Raw genomic sequence first — 19,231 nt, 5'->3', positions numbered from 1 at the left:
GGACAGTGGCTTTGCGAGCGGTCTGCTTCGTTGCAGCGCTTGCCAATAGCTGGCTATTGGCTGCGCGCTGTGCCTCGCATCCCATCTCGCAAAGACACTGTCGCGGCGCGAGGAGACTTTAAACAGGTTCTTAGGCTCAAGCCGCGCTTTGCGAGCGCTTGACGAAAAACAGGCCCATGCCCACCAGCATCAGCAGGCCGCCAAACACCTTGTTCTGGATACGCATGGCGCGGCTGTCGCGCAGCAGGCGGCGCAGCACGCTGGCGCTGCCCGCGTAGCCATGCATCACCACGGTGTCGACGGCCAAGGTGGTGGCCGCCAGAATCAGCAACTGCAGCCACAGCGGCCGCTCGGAGGTCATGAACTGGGGCAGCACCGCCACCATGAAGATGATGCCCTTGGGGTTGGTGGCATTGGTCAAAAAGCCGCTCAGCGCCCGCTTTTGCCAGCTGCCGCTGGCGGGCTGCTCGGCCTGGGTGTCCATGATGCCGCCCTTGGCGCGCCACTGGGAAAAGCCGATATAGATCAGGTAGCAGGCCCCGACGATCTTGACGACATTGAAAGCCGTCTCCGAAGCGATCAACAGCGAGCCGACACCGGCCCCGGCAATCAGCAGGATCAGGAGCAGGCCCAATTGCAGGCCCAGGATGGTGGCGCTGGTCTTGCGCACGCCGTACGAGAGCCCGTGGCTCATTGACAACACGGCGCCCGATCCGGGAGATACGGCAATGATGCAAGCCGCAACGAGATACGCCATCCAAGTATGCAAATCCATGGTCCATCCTGAGGCAGCAGAGCCGTCTGCCACCAACGCAGCCCCTGCGGGGCAAAGCGGCGATTATCGCGCGGCCCGGCCAGGCCCGTGGGCGCCGCTGCCATTGCCGAGCATCCGCACATCCCTTTTTGATAGCTAAGGCGGCAATACCCACCTGCGCCAACCGCAAAACATTGCAATAAATTACCGTGACCCGGCAAATAAAAGTAATCTGTGCACCGCAACGACAAAACACCGATAACAAAACGCAAGCATGGAACACGCTCCCGCCTGGCTTACCTATACCTTTCTCTACCTGGCCGCAGCCGTCATCGCGGTGCCGATCTCCCGCGCGCTGGGCCTGGGCACCATCATCGGCTACCTGGTCGCGGGCATCATCATCGGCCCCAGCGGCCTGCAGCTGGTCAGCAATGTGCAGGACATCCTGCATTTCTCCGAATTCGGCGTCGTGCTGATGCTGTTCCTGATCGGGCTGGAGCTGCAGCCCAGCCGCTTGTGGAGCATGCGCCGGCCCATCTTCGGCGTGGGCACCGCCCAGGTGCTGCTGTGCACCGCCGGGCTCTTTGCAGCGGGCCTGGCTTTTGGCTATGACTGGCATCTGGCGCTGATTGCAGCGCTGGGCCTGGCGCTGTCATCGACCGCGATCGCACTGCAAAGCATTGCCGAGCGCAACCTGATGTCCACCACCAGCGGCAAGACCAGCTTTGCGATTTTGCTGTTTCAGGACGTGGCCGCCATCCCGATCCTGGCCATGATTCCGCTGCTGGCCGTGGGCCACCAGGCGGCGCAGAACGACGGCAACATCCTGCTGGAGATCGGCAAGACCCTGGCCATCATCGTGGCCGTGATTCTGGTGGGCCGCTACCTGCTGCGCCCGGTGCTGCGCTGGATTGCGCAAAGCGAGTCGCGCGAGATATCGACCGCCACCGCCTTGCTGCTGGTCGTGGGCATTGCCTTTTTGATGCTACAGATTGGCCTGTCGATGGCGCTGGGCGCCTTTCTCGCCGGTGTGCTGCTGGCCGACAGCGAGTTCCGCGCCGAGCTCGAGACCGATATCGAGCCCTTCAAGGGCCTGCTGCTGGGCCTGTTCTTCATCGCGGTGGGCATGAGCATCGATTTCGCGGTCATCCTGCAGGCGCCGCTCACCATGCTGGTGCTGGTGCTGATGTTCCTGCTGATCAAGTCCGTGGTCATCTATGGGCTGGCCAAGCTGCTGCGCATGCCGGTGCAGGAGCGCCCGCTGTTTACCCTGCTGCTGGCCCAAGGCGGCGAGTTCGCCTTTGTGGTGTTCAGCGCGGCTCAAGCGCAGCGCATCCTGACGCCCCAGCAGTCGTCCCTGCTGATCGGCTCGGTCGCCATCTCGATGGTGGCCACGCCGCTCATCGTGGCGGCGATGGACCGCTGGCTGATGCCCCGCTTTGCCAACCTGGCCAAGGGCGACGATGTGCCGCCTGAGCTGAGTGAGCAGCAGGAGGCCACCGTGCTGATCGCCGGTTTTGGCCGCTACGGCCAGATCGTCACCCGCGTGCTGCTGAGCCAGGGCATCAAGGCGGTGATCCTCGACCACAGCGTGGAGATGCTGGAAGTGGCGCAGAACTTTGGCTACCGGGTGTTCTACGGCGATGCCACGCGCCAGGACCTGCTGCGTATTGCCGGCGCCGAGAAGGCCGAAGTCATGGTGATTGCCGTGGATGACGAGCTGCAGACCAACCAGATCGTGCGCCTGGTGCAGCAGCATTTTCCGCACCTCAAGATCGTCGCCCGGGCCAAGGATGTGGCGCACTGGTATGCGCTGCGCGACATGGGCGTGCACCATGTCGACCGCGAGGTGTTTGACTCCAGCCTGCAGACGGCCGAGAAGGCGCTGGAGCTGATGGGCTACAGCGCCGAAGACGCCCAGTACGTGGTGACGGTGTTCCGCGCGCACAACATCGAGCTGTCGGACAAGATGTACGAACACCACCATGACCGCGAAACCATGCTCGCCGTTGCCAAGCAGGGACGTGAACAACTGGTCGAGCAAATGGCGCGCGAGCGGCAGGAAAGGCAAGAGCAGGTGCAGGAAGCCAAGGACGCACCGAGCAGCCCCTACCCGCCGCCGCCCGAAGACCCGCACAGCCAGATCTGAGCGCCGGCCATCCCCCCACCGCCTTAACCACAGCCCAGCGTCGCTGCCAAGCGCATGCTACGCTGTGCGCCCTATGTTCAACCCCTCCCAAGCCGATGTCCGGCGATTTTTCTGCGCCGCCTATGCCAAGCACCAGGCGGGCCAGCCGATGGAGGCCATCGAAACCCTGGCCAGCCTGTGGATCGATGAGCACCCGGAATACCGCGAAGACCTGAGCGATGTGGACGCGGCCATTGCCCGCAACTACGACCTCACGCCGGAAAAGACCAATCCCTTCCTGCACCTGTCGATGCACCTGTCGATCAGCGAGCAGTGCAGCATTGACCAGCCGCGCGGCATTCGCCAGGCGGTGGAGCTGCTGGCCAAGCGCCTGGGTTCGTTGCACGACGCCCACCATGTGGCCATGGAATGCCTGGGCACGATGCTGTGGGAGAGCCAGCGCTCGGGCCGCCCACCGGACGGCAATGCCTATGTGGCGGCCGTGCAGCGCCAGGCCACCAAAGACTGAGCGGCCAACCACTGGCCAGACTCAGGTGTCAGTTGGAGGCCTGCTTGCTGCGAAAACGCGACTCGGGCACGATTTGCAGCGGACCATCCAGGCTGCCAATGTAGTTGGCCAGCGCCTTCATCTCGGCGTGGGTCAGCTGCTTGGCCATGCCCACCATGATCGGGTGGTTGCGGCCGATGCGGGCGTTTTTCTCGATGGTGTAGGACTTGAGTGCCGCGTAGAGGTAGTCGGGATGCTGGCCGCCGAGCTTGGCGTACGAGGGATCGAGCGGCTTGGAGAAGTTGTCGCCATGGCAGCTCACGCAGGTGCCCTTTTTCAGCAGTTCGGCCACCTCGGCGCTGGGCACCTTGGACGGTTTATCCGCCAGCTGGGTCTCGCCCACCGTGTGCTGCGCGTAGTAGGCGGCCAGATCGGCAATATCTTGCTCGCTCAGCGAATCGGCAATGGCGCGCATCGTCGGATGTTTGCGGTCGCCCTTCTTGTAGGCATGCAAGGCAGCGTCGATGTATTTTTCGCTCTGGCCCGAAATCTTGGGCACCTGGTAGACCTCGGGGAAGCTGGCCTTGTAGCCCACAATGCCGTGGCAGCCGATGCACATCGCCACCTTGCCCTCAGCCGCCTTGGCATTGCCCTTGATCTCCTGCGCGCAGACTGCGCCGGTCGCTGAGGCGACAAGCAAGGCAAATATCGTGGTCCATCTTTTATTCATTGTGCGCACAATCGTGTGGTTCAGGCCGCCGCAGTGATGCGGAGATCTGGGTTTATAGTCAACGCTGTACTGGCCCCGTCATCACGATTCTGCATCCACTTCCATGAAATTCCAAGGCACACAGAACTACGTCGCGACCAATGACCTCATGCTGGCGGTCAATGCGGCAATTACCCTTCAAAGACCGCTTCTCGTCAAGGGGGAACCAGGGACAGGGAAAACCATGCTGGCGGAGGAGGTTGCACAGGCGCTAGGCATGCCGCTGCTGCAGTGGCATATCAAGTCCACCACCAAGGCCCAGCAGGGTTTGTATGAGTACGATGCGGTCAGTCGTCTGCGTGACAGCCAGCTCGCCGACCCCGAGAGCGCAGCCCGCGTCAAGGACATCAACAACTACATCCTCAAAGGCGTGCTGTGGCAGGCCTTCACGGCCGACGCGCCGGTGGCGCTGCTGATCGACGAGATCGACAAGGCGGATATCGAATTCCCCAATGACCTCTTGCGCGAAATCGATCGCATGGAGTTCTACTGCTACGAGACGCGCCAGATGATCCGCGCCAAGCACCGCCCGCTGGTGGTCATCACCTCGAACAACGAAAAGGAGCTGCCGGACGCTTTCCTGCGCCGCTGCTTTTTCCACTACATCAAGTTCCCTGATGCCGAGACCATGCAGCAGATCGTGGCCGTGCACTTTCCTGCGCTCAAGCAGGAGCTGCTGTCGGCGGCGATGAAGGTGTTCTTTGACATCCGCAACCTGCCTGGCCTGAAGAAAAAGCCCTCCACCAGCGAGCTGATCGACTGGCTCAAACTGCTGGTGGCCGAGGACATTCCGCCCGAAGTGCTGCAGACGGCCGACCAGAAAATCGCCATCCCGCCGCTGGTGGGCGCGTTGCTGAAAAACGAGCAGGATGTGAGCCTGTTTGAAAAGCTGGTGTTCATGAACCAGCGCAACCGCTAAAACCGCCATGGCCACCCCACAGCAACTGCTGATCGAAGGGCTGAGCGATGCAGCCGGTTTTCTCGCCGGCGCGCTGCTGGGCTGGGGCATTGGCGCACTGCTGGGCTGGCAGCTGTTCTCCGAAGGCTATGGCGCCAGCAGCATCGCCGCCATTGCGCTGGTGGGCCTGGGCGGCGGCGCCGGCCTGCAACTGGCCCGGCGCTGGCGCATCCGCCGCAACAACCACACTGAATAGGACGAGGCAATGGCCTTTGTAGAACCCACCGAACTGCGCGCCCGTGGCGTGCTGCTGACCCCGCTGACCTTGGCGCATGAGGCGGGCCTGCGCGCCGCCGCGCAAGACGGTGAGCTGTGGAACATCCGCGTCACCTCGGTGCCCGAGCCCGAGAACACCCGCGCCTACATCGAGCAGGCACTGGCGATGCGCGAAGCGGGCAGCCGCATGCCCTTTGCGGTGGTGGACGAGGCCAGCGGCCAGCTGCTGGGCACCAGCAGCTACCACGACATCGTGCCGGCGCTCAAACGCGTGGAGATTGGCTACACCTGGTACGCCCGCAGCGTGCAGCGCAGCCATGTCAACACCACCTGCAAGCTGCTGCTGCTGACCCATGCCTTTGAGACGCTGGGCGCCGCCGTCGTGGGCTGGCGCACCGACAACTACAACTTTGCCAGCCAGCGGGCGATTGAGCGCCTGGGCGCCAAGAAGGACGGCGTCATCCGCCACCATGCACCGCGCCGCGATGGCACCGTGCGCGACACCGTGCTCTACAGCATGCTCGCCGGTGAATGGCCCGAGGCCAAGGCGCAGCTGCTGTACCTGCTGAACCAGCCGCGCTGAGATTAAAGAAACGGCTGATTTAAGCCGTCTGCAGGTTCAGCACGCCCAGGTACTGCTCCGGCAGAATCTGGCGCAGATGGGTTTTGACATTGTCGGCATAGCCGGTGTTGGTCATCTGCTCGAGGAAGGTGACCATATCCACCAGGCCCAGGAGCAGCTCGGTTTCGTCGCTGGCCTGCTGCACCCGCACGGCAAGCGCCATTGCATCGGCACTGCGCTGCATCTGCAAAATCCCCACCGCATACATCTTGCAGCCCGCCAGCGAGCGTTTGCTGCCCTGGCTGGCTCGCGTTTGCTCGACATACACGGGCGCGGCGGCCGGGCTGGGCGCCACCTGCACTGGCGCAGGCACGGGCGCAGGTGCTGCGACGGGAGGCGGTGGCGGTGGCGGTGCGGGAGCCGGAGGTGGTGGAGCGGGTGGCTGCTGCATCGCCAGATAACCTGCCGTGACCAAGGCATCGAGCACGCTGCCAGCGCTGTCCCCGACCCAACGCGCGATCTCTTGACGCGAGCGGTTGCCATCGCACAAGATCAGAATCTGGCGCTCCTGCACGGACAGGCTGCCGCGGTCACGCAACGCCTGGCGTGCCTTGTCCGTTTTGATCATCACCATGACAGCTTGCCTTTTGAGTACCCGTTAGACTGGAAAGGCTAGCGCCAAACTGTTACGGATTGTTTACAAGACCATGTTGATAGACTTTTTCTACACCTTGCGCGCGGCCAAGTTGCCAGTGTCTGTCAAGGAGCTGCTCACCTTGCTCGAAGCCCTGGACAAGGGCCTGGCCGGGCCCCGCTCCGAGGACGCCTGGAGCCTGGACGATTTTTATTTTCTGGCCCGGCTATGCCTGGTCAAGGATGAAAAGCTGTTCGACAAGTTCGACCAGGCCTTTGGCGCCTACTTCAAGGGCATGGAGATGCTCACCGACTGGAAGAAGGAGCTGCCCGAGGACTGGCTCAAGCAGGTGCTGGAAAAAGAGCTCAGCGCCGAGCAAAAGGCTGCCATCGAGGCGATGGGCTGGGACGAGCTGATGGAGACGCTCAAAAAACGCCTGGAAGAGCAAAAAGGCCGGCACGAAGGCGGCAACAAATGGATTGGCACCAACGGCACCAGCCCCTTTGGCCATGGTGGCTATAACCCGGCAGGCGTGCGCATTGGCGGCCCGGGCAAGAGCCGCAGCGCCGTCAAGGTCTGGGAGCAGCGCGCCTACCGCGATTACGACGACACCCAGGAGCTGGGCACCCGCAATATCAAGGTGGCACTGCGCCGCCTGCGCCGCTTTGCCCGTGAAGGTAATGAACTGGAGCTGGACCTGCCAGACACCATCCGCGCGACCGCCGCCAATGCCGGCTACCTCGATATCAAGATGGTGCCCGAGCGCCATAACCATGTGAAGGTACTGCTGCTGATGGATGTGGGCGGCACCATGGACGACCATATTCAACGCGTCGAGGAATTATTCAGCGCCGTCAAAAGCGAGTTCAAGCACCTCGAGTTTTATTATTTTCACAATTGCGTCTACGACTATATGTGGAAGAACAATAAACGCCGCTACGCTGAGAAATTCCCCACCTGGGACATCATCAGAAAATATAACAAAGATTACAAACTCATCTTTGTGGGCGATGCCACAATGAGTCCATACGAAGTCCTACAAGCCGGGGGCTCTGTTGAGTACAACAATGAGGAACCTGGGGCCGAGTGGCTGAAGCGATTGACCCATGCCTTTCCGAAACACGCCTGGATCAATCCGGAGCCGCAAGGCGTGTGGCAATATCGCCAAAGCATCAGCCTGATACAACAACTCGTAGGCGATCGTATGTTCCCTCTGTCACTCAAAGGGCTGGAGGACACCATGCGCTTGCTGTCAAAGTGACCATGCGACACCGTCTGACAACGCCGGTTCTGCCGGCGTTTTTTATTCTTACTGCTGCCCTGCTCGCAGGCTGCAGCAGCACTCCCAAGGCCGATGACGCGGACGACTCCGCGACGCATGCCAGCAGTGAGCCCGCGTTTGATATCACCGTCAAGGCCCCCAAGAAGGTGCGCGAATACCTGGAGCAGTATGTGGAGCTCAAGCGCTACCGCAACTTTCCCGGCCTGCAAATGACGGAGATGACGCGCCTGCTGGGCGGCGCCGATGAAGATGTGCGTGAGCTGATGGGCACCTTGGGCTACTTCAGCCCCGAGATCAAGATCGATGCCTATGACACCGGAGCGGCTCCCGCCGACAGCGGCATATCGGCAGAAAACAGCCAGGCGCGCCCGCAGCTGGTCATTGAGGTCGAACCCGGCCCGCAGACCAAGGTGACCGAGGTGGAACTGGACTACAGCGGCGAAGTGACCCAGGAGAAGAACTTTCCCGCACGCCGCGCGCGCTTTGAGCGCAACTGGGATCTGCAGCCCGGCGAGGGCTTTACCCAGAAAGAATGGAGCAGCGCCAAGTCCGAGGGCCTGCGCAGCCTGCAGCGCAACCGCTACCCCACGGCCAAGATCAGCAACAGCCAGGCCAATATCGATGGTGATACCAACGAGGCCAAGCTCTCGGTGGGCTACGACAGCGGCCCGCTCTACAAGTTTGGTCCGCTGCGCATCGAAGGCGCCGAGCGCTACGACGCCCAAGGCATAGCCCGCATTGCGCGCCTGCCCAGCGGCCAGAACTACAGTGAGGCCGACATGCTCGACGCCCAGACCCGGCTGGCGGGCAGCGGCTACTACGACTCGGTGTTTCTGACGCTGGACACCGACACCGCCAACCCCAAGGAAGCACCGGTGATCGCCCAGGTGCGCGAGGCCAAGATGCAAAAGGTGGTGTTCGGTATCGGTATGTCCACCGACACCGGGCCGCGCCTGAGCCTGGACCACACGCACAACAAGATGCCCTGGCTGGGCTGGCGGGCGGTGAGCAAGTTCTCTTTCGAGCGTGACAAGAAGCTGCTGTCCACCGAATGGACCGATCTGCCCAAGGAAAGTGGCTGGGCCTACTTTGGCGCGGGCGAGGTCAAGCGCGAGCTCAATGGCGACTTCACCGTCAACTCCATGCAGCTGCGCGGCGGCCACAAAAAAAGCAGCGACCATATCGACCGCAGCGCGTTCTTGCAGTACGACTTTTCGTCGGTGCAGGGCCAGGAAAAGATTCCGTCCAGTAGCGCCCTGAGCGTCAACTACGGCTGGACGGGCCGCTATTTCAACAACAACACCGACCCCACGCGCGGCTACGGCATTGCCGCCGAGCTGGGCGCGGGCTACACCATCACGCCGGACCGCGACCCCTTTGTGCGCAGCCTGCTGCGCTGGCAAGGCTTTGTGCCAGCGGGCAAGGTCACCGCACCCAACGGCAGCTCGCGCAGCGCCCGCATTGCGCTGCGGGCCGAAGGCGGCGCCATCCTGGCCAAGGACTCTGCGGTGATCCCGGCCACCCAGCTGTTCATCACCGGTGGTGACACCACCGTGCGCGGCTACGGCTACAAGAAGATCGGCACCCGCGTGGCCGATGACCAGGTCTATGGCGGCCGCTACATGTATGTGGGCAGTGTCGAGTACCAGCGCCCCCTGGTGCGCAATGGCGAGATCAGCGCCTGGGAATCGGCCGTGTTTGCCGATGTGGGCTCGGTCGCCGACAAGGCCGGTGATCTGTCGCCCTACTGGGGCATTGGCACGGGCCTGCGCTGGCGCAGCCCCGTGGGCGCGCTGCAGGCCGATGTGGCCTATGGCTTGAAAGACGAACGCTTCCGCTTGCATTTGCGTCTGGGATACAGCTTCTAAAACATGGCAGATACACACGCAACCGCACCCACCGCCAGCGCAGCGCAGCCGGCGGCGTCGCCGCCCAGCGGCCCTTCCTCCCCAAAAAAGCGCAGCGGCCTGTGGCGCGCCGCGCGCGCACTGCTGTGGTTGTTCATTGCCCTCATCGTGCTGCTGGCCGCCCTCGTGGGCGGCGCCTGGTGGTGGAGCGGGCAGAACGACTCGCTCGCCCGCACCATCACCCTGGCCCAGCGCTTTTTGCCGGCCGACATGCAGCTGCAAGCCCAGGATGTACAAGGCAGCCTGCGCGGCGGCGGCAGCATTGGCCAGCTGCAGTGGAGCAATCCGTCGATCAGCGTACAGGTGGACCAAGCCACCATTGGCTGGAGCCTGGACAAGATTTGGGACCGCGAGCTACGCCTGGCGCCCATCCATATCGCCAAGGTCACCCTCACCCCTTCGGGCATCGACAAGCCCAAGGAACCCAGCCAGCCACTGGAGCAGTTGCCCCTGCCTCTGCGCGTGCTGGAGGTGCCCTTCTCGGTGGACGAGATCGTCTGGGCTGCGCCCAAGCCCATCACCGTCACGCAACTGCAGGGCCACTACCGCTATGCCGCTGACAAGCACCAGCTGCAGATCGACAAGGTCGAGGCCTTCAACAGCCGCCTGCAGCTCAAAGCCGATGTGGATGCACTGGCGCCCATGCAGATCGCTGCCGATCTGAAAGCCCTGCTGGACCAGCCAGCCACCGACACCCTGCCCGCCATCCTGGCCGATGCCGGTGTGCAAGTGACCGGCACCTTGTCCGGCCTGGATGCCGCCTTGCGCGTGCAGGCCCAGGTCAAGCCGCAGTTTGAAGCAGTGGCCGCCAAGCCCACGGCGGCCGATGCACCGGCACCCACTGCCGCCCGCAAAAAGACGGCCGCCAAGGCGCCGTCGGCACAAGAGAAAGCCGCCAAGGCCCAGGCCGCCCGTTCCGCCCAGGCGCTGGCGGGCGCCGCGCCGATGCAGGCCAACGTCGATGCCACCGTCTACCCCTGGCGCCCCTGGCCGCTGGGCCCCGCGCAAGCCCAGCTGCAAAGCGTCAACCTGGCTGCCTTTTTGCCCAGCCTGCCCACCACCTTGCTCAATGGCCAGCTGACTGTGACGGAGGCGGCCGCTGATCTGCTCAGCAGCACACATGCCGCCCATCCAGCGCCCGCACTGTTGGATGTGCCGGTGGACCCCATGGCCACCAGCAGCGCTGCACCAGCAGGTTCAGACACCTCAGATACCAAGCCCGCCGCGCCCCCTGCGCTGCTGCCGGTGCCGCTCGATATCCAGATCGACCTCAGCAACGCCCTGCCCGGCCCTATCAACCACCAGCACCTGCCCGTTAGCGCCGTGCAGACCCATGCGCTGTTTGATGGCCAGCGTGTTGATGTGCTAGGCGGCAGCCAGGTGCAACTGGGCAGCGGCAGCCTGAGTGCCCAAGGCCACTACCGCCTGGCGGACCACCATGCCGGCATCCAGGCGGCGCTGCGCGCGATCAACCCGGCGCTGGTCGACACCCGCATCGACAGTGCACCGCTGTCTGGCAGCCTGTCGGCCCAGTCGCAAAACGACGCCATTGTGTTTGACGCCAACATCACGTCCGACCGCCGCACACCGGCCAAGGCCACAGCAGCGAGCACCAGCTTGCCGATCGACCGCGTGATCGCCAAGGGCCAGTGGAAAGCGCCCGAGCTGGAGCTGCAAAGCGCGCAGATCGATGCGCTGGGCGCCCACATCAGCGCCAAGCAGCTGACCGCCAACATCGACCAGCGCAGTGGCGCGGGCGAGCTGTCGGTGCAGGCGCCCGGTGCCAACCTGGACGCCAAGGCCCAGGCCGCGCCCCAGCAAGGCCAGGGCACCATCGCACTGCGTCTGAGCAGTGCCGAGCAACTGCTGCAATGGCTGCGCAAGCTGCCCGGCATGGCCCAGACGCTGCCCGACGGCATGCTGGCCCAGGGCAGCCTCGACGCCAAGCTGCGCTTTAGCGGCGGCTATGGCGATGCGCTGCGCCAGCTGCAGCAAGCGGGGCTGCTGGCCCAGCTGCCTGCGGGCATTCCCACCGGCGGCCAGCCCTTTGCGCTCGATGCCAACATCACCACCCCGCAGCTGAGCGTGCGCACCAGCGCCGATGCCGCGGACCTGTGGCAGCTGCGCGATACCGAGCTGGCGCTGGTCGGCAACCTCAAAAAAGTGCAGCTTGATCTGCGTGCCCAAGCCCAGCATGGCGAGCAGCAGATGGCCGCCCAGGTCAGCCTGGCCGCCAACAGCACGGCGGCCAAACAGTGGAGCGGCGCCTTGAGCAAGCTGCAGGCGCGCGCCACGCTGCCGCCCAATAAGGCGCCGTGGCAGGTGCAGCTGCAGCAGCCGCTGGACTTCAAACTGCAGCTGCCCGCCAGCAACCAGCCACTGCGCGCCAGCACCGGCGCCAGCCAGTTGCAGCTGACCGGGCCCGAGCCCGGCACGGTCACCCTGCAATGGAACCCCCTGCAGTTCAGCCAAGGTGCCGACCAGGCCGTGCAGCTGCAAAGCACCGGCAGCCTGCAAGGCCTGCCCCTGCGCTGGATCCGTGCCTTCCAAAAGCCCGATCCCAGCCAGGCGCAAAAGCACAGCCCTTTTGACTCTGACCTGGTGGTCCAGGGCCGCTGGGATGTCAACACACAAAACGGCCTCAACGCCAAGGTCGAGATCGAGCGCGCCAGCGGCGATCTGCAGCTGCACACCCAGGGCAGCGCGCCCACAAACGTCACCTTCCACTCGAGCGGCAAGGAAGGCGCGGTCTCCAAGGCCTTCTCGGCCGAAGGCCAGACGATCATCGCCCGCATCCGCACCGCCAAGGTCGAGCTAACCGTGCAGGACCGCCAAGTGCGCAGCCGCGTGCAATGGGATTCGGTCAACGCCGGCCAGCTCACGGCCGATGTGCAAACCGCGCTGCAGTACGATGGCAAGAACTACCTGGGCGCCACCGTGGCCCCCGATGCACCGCTGTCCGGCAACGTGCAGGCCCAAATGCCTGACCTGGGCATCTGGGCCAGCTTTGCCCCACCGGGCTGGCGCGTGGCCGGCAGCCTGGCGGCCAATGTGCAGCTGGCGGGCAACCTGCAAGACCCACGCTGGAGCGGCACCATCACCGCAGACAAGATGCATATCCAGTCGCAACTGGATGGCGTGGACCTGCGCAACGGAAGCCTGCGCGCCCAGCTTAACGGCAATACGCTGGAGCTGCAAAGCCTGCACTTTGACGGCGGCGAAGGCAGCCGCGCGCGCATTGCCGGCTACAGCGGCAACCTGACGGCCGCGCCCACCAGCGGCGGCACGCTCGATGCCACCGGCACCATCAGCTGGACCATGCCGCAAAACGGCGCCGCGCCCGATATCCGCATGGACATCCGCACCCAGGCCAAGGCGCTGCAGGTGCTGGTGCGCGCCGACCGCCAGGTCAGCGTCTCGGGCCAGGTGCGCAGCCAGCTGCAGCAGGGCCAGCTCAGCATCACTGGCGACCTGAAGGTGGACCGCGCCAGCATCATGCTGGCCGATGAATCCTCGCCCAAGCTGGGCAGCGATGTGGTGGTCAGCACCAAGGCCAGCCGCGCAGCCGCCGCAGAAAAAGCCAAGCAAGAAGCGGCCAAGGCCGCGCAGGCCAAGCTCGATGCCCCCGCCGGCCGGGTCGAGCCCGCCAAGCCGCTGATCCTGAATATCAAGCTGGACATGGGCCGTGACTTTGCGCTGCAAGGCTATGGAATCACCACGCGCCTCACTGGCACACTCAATGTGCAAAGCAGCGGCAGCGCCGGCATCGGCATGCCGCGCATCACCGGCGTCATCAGCACGGAAGAAGGCCGCTACCGCGCCTGGGGCCAGGTGCTGAATGTGGAAACCGGCCTGATCCGCTTCAACGGCCCCTACAACAACCCCTCACTCGATATTCTGGCGCTGCGCCCCAATATCGCCGTCAAGGCCGGCGTGCAGGTCAGCGGCTCGGCGCAGGCGCCGCGCGTGAGCCTGTATTCCAACCCGGAGATGCCCGATGCGGAAAAGATCTCTTGGGTGGTCATGGGCCGTGATCCTGGCCAAGGTGGCGCCAGCAGTGCGCTGATACAGCAGGCCGCACTGGCTTTGCTGAGCGGAGGCTCGGGCGAGAGCGTGACCGGCAATATCGCCAAGAGCCTGGGCTTTGACGAGATCGGCATCGGCGGCACCGACCGCGATTCCGCCAGCCTGTCCGTCGGCAAGCGCCTGTCGCAAGACCTGTACGTGACCTACGAAGCGGGCCTGGCCGGCACCTTGGGTGCGCTGTACATCTTCTACGACTTCACACGCAACCTGCAGCTGCGCGGCTCAGCCGGTACGACCAGCGCGCTGGACCTGATCTATACCTTGCGCTATGACTGATGGAGCCCATGAGCGCGTGCCATGCGCGATGTGACCTATGACAGGCCCCTGCAGTTGCCAAACGGCGGGGGCCTGTTTGCCAGGGGTTCCGCAGACGTTGGGCTCAGCGTTGCGCTGGCAGCATAGGCATCAATCCATGCCCATATCGAAGAATCCAGCACCGGACCACGGCGCAACGCCCGGCGCATCGCGCTGGCTCCTCACTCTGGCGGCCATGCGCTCTGGGAGCTGGGACAGTACCTTGGGGAAAGCTCTGCAGTAGGCCGTTTGCACGCCTGCCATCTCAGCGAGCTGCCGATAGCTGATCCAGGAACCCTCCGGCACCGCGCAGGCCACGTGTTGAACCCTCTCCTGCCACTGGTCGCTAAAGGCTGGCCCCTTGGCTCGGCACAGCGATACCCCGGCACCACGGCGAATGGTTCCGCCTCTCAACACGCGAGCGAGCATGCCTCTGTCTCGGCCGATCGAAGCCAGCGTCCCCGAGCACCTGCGCTCCAGCAACCGGCAAGGTTCACAGAGGAAGGTGATCGCGATGACGACCTCGCTGCCCATGCGCAACAGATCACCGGAGGCCAGCTCGCTGGTGGAGAAATCCACCCGTATATTCTCTCGGAGCGAGCCTTCCGCCAAGCCCCAGCGCTGGTAGGCATCGGTGCCGGCGACGAGCAACTGCCGGGGGGATAACGAGGAAGCATGCCGGTCTCCCGCCAGCCCATAGCCTCCCAGGGCCTGAACTTCGGCCACTGAACGGGGTTCAGGCTCCTGGCCCATCCTGACGTAGAGCGCCTGCAGCGTACCCATGGGCTGCCAGCTGTCTTGGAGGTCGGCCAAGGAGGGAAGTGGGATGGGATGAACGGGGAACATGCGCTGCCATTTTGCACTTCCCATGCTGGGAATGGCCAGCGGTGCAGAGACGCTCTCGCGGCAGGCGGCGCTGAGCCCCCGCGCCCCAACCATGTCGAAACGGAAGGCACCAGCGTCGTGAGGTCGCAGATTGGCTTGGGAGCTTTGCAAGTCCTCTACAATACACCGCTGTCCCTCTCCGTAGTTCAATGGATAGAACGAGTGCCTCCTAAGCGCTAGATACAGGTTCGATTCCTGTCGGGGGGACCAAGATTCTGCAATGGAATCAAGCACATAAGCGCTATAAAAACACCAACGGGACAAGACCGGGACAAAACCAGACTAATTAGACCTATTTCGGCAGGTCGTTAGCTGGTTTTTTCATTGGTGCGTACTGCATTCCTGCGCTCGTCTTTGTCTGGGGCGGCGAAAGCCGGCCGGCGCAGACCATTGTTCGCTGCCACCCACTACTGGCTCCAGCGCAAGGCTATAGTCGCTCCGGCGCGGCTCTAGAGCGAGGCGCGCCTGTTGCCCAAACCCGGCGAGCCCCACCCTTTGCATTGATTGGCTGACCTGGGCCAAATTGCTTGAAAGATCTGACCTGCGTTATCCGGCTTTTTGCGGATTTTTTGTATCTTGGACCGAGCCACTGAAGTTAAGGATGACGGCTATCGACCCGCTGCTCTCGTTCACACCTTTGATGCCAATGTCTGATGCGCAGCGGTTGCTGCCTCCCATGGCCGCATCGTGTGCGTTCGGTCATAAACTCATAGCGGTCATCCGAGTACCGAGGTTCGAGCCGAACCAGTGACTGCTTTCAGCGAAGTAGCCGACGCTGGCCATCAGGGCACTCCAAGTGTCTGCTAGATGCCGCTATCGCCGTGCAGGCGCTACCGAAACGTTGCTATCGTTCGCGGCTCGCTAGTCAATGCTTGCTTTGCATCGTTACCTGCAAGTGGCAGTCGATTCCTGAATGCATCCTTGATGCATAGCCCCTACGGCTATCAGGGACATGACTTGCGTTGAACGGTCGCCTTCTAGATGTAACTCACATCTCACTTCCCTGACGCGTGACCGTTCCATAGTCATGGCATGACACGCCACCACGGAGCCTTCATCAGCGGGCTTAGCGATACCCCCCCGCGTTGTATGTCTGTCACTACAAGCTCAGTAAGGGAATGCCCATTTATGCAGGCTGCATCGTCCAAGCCACAATGTGATGCTGCTAGCAATAAGAACAGTTGTGACCCTCGTGATCGCTAAGCAGCCATCCATCCAACTGCACCAATGGCAAGGATTCCTATTGTTTCCATCAGAAGTCTTGATGAGAGCATCCAAAGCCGATGTGTGGCAGCCCCTGTGCATGTCTGGTGACGACGCATAGTCGGTGTCAATTTCATACTTGGCATGGACTCCATGCGCCCGTTGATAACTATTGGCATTATTAAGTTGTGTTGAGGGTGGTCTGATAACGAGCTCAAGATGATCGCGATTAACTACAATTTATTCTTTGCCACGTCCGCCTTCGTTTCAGGGCTCGCACTTATTCCTCTGGTTTTGTCCAACCATACTCGCCAAATTGGTGTTAAGAGAATTGGACTATACACACTTGGTTTTTTAATTGCTACTTTAGCAGTGTGCTTGTATGTCGGCTGGTTTGGTGATAATCCAACAATTTACTCTTCTGCTGGAAATGGCTTGTTGACGCTAGGTGTGGCCGTGCAAACCCTTGGTATCAGGAGGTTTTATGACCGGCCTTTGATAGGGTATTTTATCATACCCTGCATGCTAATTTCCGAGGTCTTGGTTCTTTGGTTTATGTGGGGTAATGCAAATTATCAGTATAGACTGATGAGCTTTACTTCTTTTTTGTTTGTATTTGTTTTCATTCAATTCCTCACCGTTATTAGATATGGTGAAAAGTCTTTCGTTAACCGCTTACTTACCACCTCGCTTGCCATCGAAAGCTTGGTTTATTTGATTCGATTTGTCACTTTATTTATACCTGACCTAATACCCTCTAATCCAAGGGAATCTTCTTATATTCAAATTGTTTACGTTTTTGTTTTTTGCGCAGTGATGCCAATCACCGCCATCTGCTTGATGATCAACGGGAACTATTTACTTCAGCAAAAAACTATTGTTGATGCCAAAGTTAAAAATCAACAAAAAACAGAAACTTTAGGTTTTATCAGTCACGATCTTCGTGCGCCCCTGGCTACTATTTCTGGATATACCGAGCTACTACTCAATGATGCTACCGATGCACAAAGAAAATCTCTGATATCTATTCAAAATAATATTAAATATCAATTAAGTTTGATCGATGAGCTACAGGACTACTCGAAGCTTGAATTGCAGCCACTAGCCCTGATATCCGAATTAACCTATTTACTTCCTTTGTTGGAAGATATTTCAGAATATGCTACTGCTTTATGTTTAAGACAGAAGAACTGCTTCCATTGTCAACTTCCATCAAGAGTTCCGACATTGATTGATGTGGACGGCAATCGACTGCGTCAAGTACTCCTTAATTTACTTTCTAACTCAGCGAAATTTACGCATGATGGGGTCGTAACGCTATCGGTAACTCTGGATTCTAATGAAGGAGGTCGCTATCTGCATTTCGCGGTAAGCGACACAGGAATTGGGATTGATTTGACTTCAAACATCGATATATTTGGGGCTTTTCAGCAGATCCAAGCAGCAAGCGGAAGCACAGGGTTGGGCTTGTTCATTGCGCAGCGCATTCTTTCGGCCATGGGCAGTACCTTGCGTGTGTCCAGCCGCGTTGGTAAAGGTTCCACGTTTTCATTTGCATTGCCCATGCTTGAGATAGAAGACACTGAATCGAGTTGGTCTGTTGTCCCACCAAGCAAGACAGGCTATAGCGACGTGCTGCAAGATATGGACTGGTCCAAGCAGGCTCTACCGGAGGATGCAGCCCTGGATGAGCTCGCCAGCCTAGCATTGCATGGCCGTCTAACGGATATTGAAAACTGGGTCGAATTCCATAGCCAAGATCCTAGCTGCGCCCCATTAATAACCCAGCTCAGAGGAATGTTGGAAAATTTCGATTTCTCCGGTATACATACGCTGGCATTGCGAGTCCAGGAATGCACTCAAAGACAGCCATAGCGCATCTGCAATTTAAAGCCCTGGTCATCCAGACTGCCATTGCTCAAGCCTCGACCGGCTCTATCGAGATGAACGAGCTACGCGCAAAGCGGTCGTCGAAGTGCTAGGCCTTTCAATTATCAGTCAGCAAGGGTGCTAAAATGGAACCTCAGGAAAGGTTGCATTCAAGAACTGGTGTTGTCCGTTTGCAGCCGGATATTGATTTCCTTGACCTCCAGTGTAGGCGGGAAAAAGCAACATGGGGGTGTCGAGTCAGGCTCGATAGTGCCGGTTTGCGATTCTGTGCAAACCACCGGTTGAGGACAACCCTGTACGAACCTCAGTGTGTCAACCCAGAACAGGGCTTTGTCAATCTAGAATGCGGGTTTGTCAATGTTCAGCCCCAGAACTGCACATGCAACAGCTTCAGCCGGGAGGCCAGCGTTTCGGGATCATGCTGCATGTGCATCACAGGGGTTGTGCCAATGCTCACATGCTCATACCAAATGTGGAAGGCGCGAGCCTTGGGCAGCATCTGAGCGGTGTCCCTTATCGCTCCAGCGATTGAGCTGGCGGTGAAACTCAAGGCCTCTGAATACTCATTCATGACCCTGGCCAGATACTGACCGGGCGCGCTTTTTTCGATGTGCAGGCTCTGGATCATTTGTTACTCCGGATTGGATCAACGGAGCTTATTTTCTCCACCGCCACGGTGCTGGCTGTAGGCCAAATCCAATGGATCCACAGCCCCTTCATCCAGGCCAGCGCATAGAGCACACTGACTGCGAAAATTCCCTATTGCTCGGACTTCCAAGAGCCGTAGAACCAGAACGGCTGGCCCGGCATGCGAAGATGCACGCCCAGCGCGGGAAGCTCTCAGCGCGGGCTTGCGACAGCCAAGCGGCACTTGTACCTAGCACCGCGATGGCAACCTGATCGATCTGCATAGGGTCATCCTTATCACTGGATAAAATACAGTTTAGCCAAGGTGCAATGGCCCCCAAACAAAAAAATAGCCTCGCCAGTGCCGTAGTGGCGCCGGGGAGGCTATTTCTATTTTTGTCTGCAGGCCTGGTTGCCGCAGCCACCGTTCAACCACGCTATAAGCAGATCACGGGTGCTATTGCAACAGGCTGACTTTGCTCAAAACCTGGTTAGTAGGAGGCTACATAAGTAGGTTGGAAGGTGTAA

Annotated in this window: 14 protein-coding genes and 1 tRNA gene; 10 read left to right on the top strand and 5 right to left on the bottom strand. The window is 60.9% G+C overall.

Annotated elements, in window-relative coordinates; genetic code table 11:
- Window positions 1–136: 136 nt before the first annotated feature.
- Complete coding sequence (locus F0Q04_RS07530) at window positions 137–775, bottom strand: LysE family transporter (RefSeq protein ID WP_116924678.1); 639 nt, start codon at window positions 773–775, stop codon at window positions 137–139.
- 253 nt (window positions 776–1,028) lie between these two features.
- On the opposite strand from F0Q04_RS07530, the gene kefC reads away from it, so the two are divergent.
- Window positions 1,029–2,903 carry a glutathione-regulated potassium-efflux system protein KefC gene (kefC, locus tag F0Q04_RS07525; RefSeq protein ID WP_182345089.1) on the top strand — a complete coding sequence of 625 codons (1,875 nt, stop codon included), beginning with the start codon at window positions 1,029–1,031 and terminating at the stop codon, window positions 2,901–2,903.
- Window positions 2,904–2,976: 73 nt separating this feature from the next.
- Complete coding sequence (locus F0Q04_RS07520) at window positions 2,977–3,411, top strand: DUF1841 family protein (RefSeq protein WP_021025342.1); 435 nt, start codon at window positions 2,977–2,979, stop codon at window positions 3,409–3,411.
- A gap of 28 nt (window positions 3,412–3,439) precedes the next feature.
- On the opposite strand, the gene F0Q04_RS07515 is transcribed toward F0Q04_RS07520, so the two are convergent.
- Window positions 3,440–4,120: a c-type cytochrome gene (locus F0Q04_RS07515; RefSeq protein ID WP_182345088.1), complete on the bottom strand. Its 681-nt coding sequence runs from the start codon at window positions 4,118–4,120 to the stop codon at window positions 3,440–3,442.
- Window positions 4,121–4,223: 103 nt separating this feature from the next.
- Here F0Q04_RS07515 and F0Q04_RS07510 point away from each other — a divergent pair, with 103 nt between their 5' ends.
- From F0Q04_RS07510 to F0Q04_RS07500, 3 genes are read left to right on the top strand one after another with little or no spacing between them, the layout of a single operon-like run.
- Window positions 4,224–5,078: an AAA family ATPase gene (locus F0Q04_RS07510; protein ID WP_021025344.1), complete on the top strand. Its 855-nt coding sequence runs from the start codon at window positions 4,224–4,226 to the stop codon at window positions 5,076–5,078.
- A 7-nt stretch (window positions 5,079–5,085) separates the two neighbouring features.
- Complete coding sequence (locus tag F0Q04_RS07505) at window positions 5,086–5,313, top strand: hypothetical protein (protein WP_021025345.1); 228 nt, start codon at window positions 5,086–5,088, stop codon at window positions 5,311–5,313.
- A gap of 9 nt (window positions 5,314–5,322) precedes the next feature.
- The gene (locus tag F0Q04_RS07500) at window positions 5,323–5,916 is read left to right on the top strand and encodes a GNAT family N-acetyltransferase (RefSeq protein ID WP_116924673.1); all 594 of its coding nucleotides are present in this window, start codon (window positions 5,323–5,325) and stop codon (window positions 5,914–5,916) included.
- Between the two features lie 19 nt (window positions 5,917–5,935).
- On the opposite strand, the gene F0Q04_RS07495 is transcribed toward F0Q04_RS07500, so the two are convergent.
- A complete protein-coding gene (locus tag F0Q04_RS07495) occupies window positions 5,936–6,529 on the bottom strand; it encodes a hypothetical protein (protein ID WP_182345087.1) in 594 nt (197 codons plus the stop codon).
- Between the two features lie 73 nt (window positions 6,530–6,602).
- On the opposite strand from F0Q04_RS07495, the gene F0Q04_RS07490 reads away from it, so the two are divergent.
- Genes F0Q04_RS07490 through F0Q04_RS07480 form a run of 3 tightly spaced genes read left to right on the top strand, consistent with a single transcriptional unit; the run spans window position 6,603 to window position 14,080 of the window.
- Entirely contained in the window at window positions 6,603–7,790 is a 1,188-nt protein-coding gene (locus F0Q04_RS07490; protein WP_021025348.1) for a vWA domain-containing protein, read from the top strand.
- Window positions 7,791–7,792: 2 nt separating this feature from the next.
- Window positions 7,793–9,679: an autotransporter assembly complex protein TamA gene (locus tag F0Q04_RS07485; RefSeq protein WP_182345086.1), complete on the top strand. Its 1,887-nt coding sequence runs from the start codon at window positions 7,793–7,795 to the stop codon at window positions 9,677–9,679.
- Window positions 9,680–9,682: 3 nt separating this feature from the next.
- Entirely contained in the window at window positions 9,683–14,080 is a 4,398-nt protein-coding gene (locus F0Q04_RS07480; protein ID WP_182345085.1) for a translocation/assembly module TamB domain-containing protein, read from the top strand.
- 129 nt (window positions 14,081–14,209) lie between these two features.
- On the opposite strand, the gene F0Q04_RS07475 is transcribed toward F0Q04_RS07480, so the two are convergent.
- Complete coding sequence (locus F0Q04_RS07475; protein WP_182345084.1) at window positions 14,210–14,911, bottom strand: MOSC domain-containing protein; 702 nt, start codon at window positions 14,909–14,911, stop codon at window positions 14,210–14,212.
- Window positions 14,912–15,118: 207 nt separating this feature from the next.
- On the opposite strand from F0Q04_RS07475, the gene F0Q04_RS07470 reads away from it, so the two are divergent.
- Together F0Q04_RS07470 and F0Q04_RS07465 are read left to right on the top strand one after the other, a co-directional pair.
- Window positions 15,119–15,193, top strand: a tRNA-Arg gene (locus F0Q04_RS07470).
- Between the two features lie 1,212 nt (window positions 15,194–16,405).
- On the top strand, window positions 16,406–18,061 hold the full coding sequence (locus F0Q04_RS07465) for a sensor histidine kinase (protein WP_182345083.1): 1,656 nt from the start codon (window positions 16,406–16,408) through the stop codon (window positions 18,059–18,061).
- 376 nt (window positions 18,062–18,437) lie between these two features.
- On the opposite strand, the gene F0Q04_RS07460 is transcribed toward F0Q04_RS07465, so the two are convergent.
- Window positions 18,438–18,704 carry a hypothetical protein gene (locus tag F0Q04_RS07460; protein WP_182345082.1) on the bottom strand — a complete coding sequence of 89 codons (267 nt, stop codon included), beginning with the start codon at window positions 18,702–18,704 and terminating at the stop codon, window positions 18,438–18,440.
- Window positions 18,705–19,231 lie beyond the last annotated feature (527 nt).

The sequence above is a fragment of the Comamonas koreensis genome (assembly GCF_014076495.1).
GTDB lineage: Bacteria > Pseudomonadota > Gammaproteobacteria > Burkholderiales > Burkholderiaceae_C > Comamonas > Comamonas squillarum.
Note: the sequence above shows the minus strand (reverse complement) of the source record. Positions and strands in the feature narration are given on the sequence as shown.

Bases quoted from the DNA above. Each gene is read 5' to 3' on its own strand.
- F0Q04_RS07530 (WP_116924678.1), bottom strand. From the start codon at position 775: ATGGATTTGCATACTTGGATGGCGTATCTCGTTGCGGCTTGCATCATT.
- kefC (WP_182345089.1), top strand. From the start codon at position 1,029: ATGGAACACGCTCCCGCCTGGCTTACCTATACCTTTCTCTACCTGGCC.
- F0Q04_RS07520 (WP_021025342.1), top strand. From the start codon at position 2,977: ATGTTCAACCCCTCCCAAGCCGATGTCCGGCGATTTTTCTGCGCCGCC.
- F0Q04_RS07515 (WP_182345088.1), bottom strand. From the start codon at position 4,120: ATGAATAAAAGATGGACCACGATATTTGCCTTGCTTGTCGCCTCAGCG.
- F0Q04_RS07510 (WP_021025344.1), top strand. From the start codon at position 4,224: ATGAAATTCCAAGGCACACAGAACTACGTCGCGACCAATGACCTCATG.
- F0Q04_RS07505 (WP_021025345.1), top strand. From the start codon at position 5,086: ATGGCCACCCCACAGCAACTGCTGATCGAAGGGCTGAGCGATGCAGCC.
- F0Q04_RS07500 (WP_116924673.1), top strand. From the start codon at position 5,323: ATGGCCTTTGTAGAACCCACCGAACTGCGCGCCCGTGGCGTGCTGCTG.
- F0Q04_RS07495 (WP_182345087.1), bottom strand. From the start codon at position 6,529: ATGGTGATGATCAAAACGGACAAGGCACGCCAGGCGTTGCGTGACCGC.
- F0Q04_RS07490 (WP_021025348.1), top strand. From the start codon at position 6,603: ATGTTGATAGACTTTTTCTACACCTTGCGCGCGGCCAAGTTGCCAGTG.
- F0Q04_RS07485 (WP_182345086.1), top strand. From the start codon at position 7,793: ATGCGACACCGTCTGACAACGCCGGTTCTGCCGGCGTTTTTTATTCTT.
- F0Q04_RS07480 (WP_182345085.1), top strand. From the start codon at position 9,683: ATGGCAGATACACACGCAACCGCACCCACCGCCAGCGCAGCGCAGCCG.
- F0Q04_RS07465 (WP_182345083.1), top strand. From the start codon at position 16,406: ATGATCGCGATTAACTACAATTTATTCTTTGCCACGTCCGCCTTCGTT.
- F0Q04_RS07460 (WP_182345082.1), bottom strand. From the start codon at position 18,704: ATGATCCAGAGCCTGCACATCGAAAAAAGCGCGCCCGGTCAGTATCTG.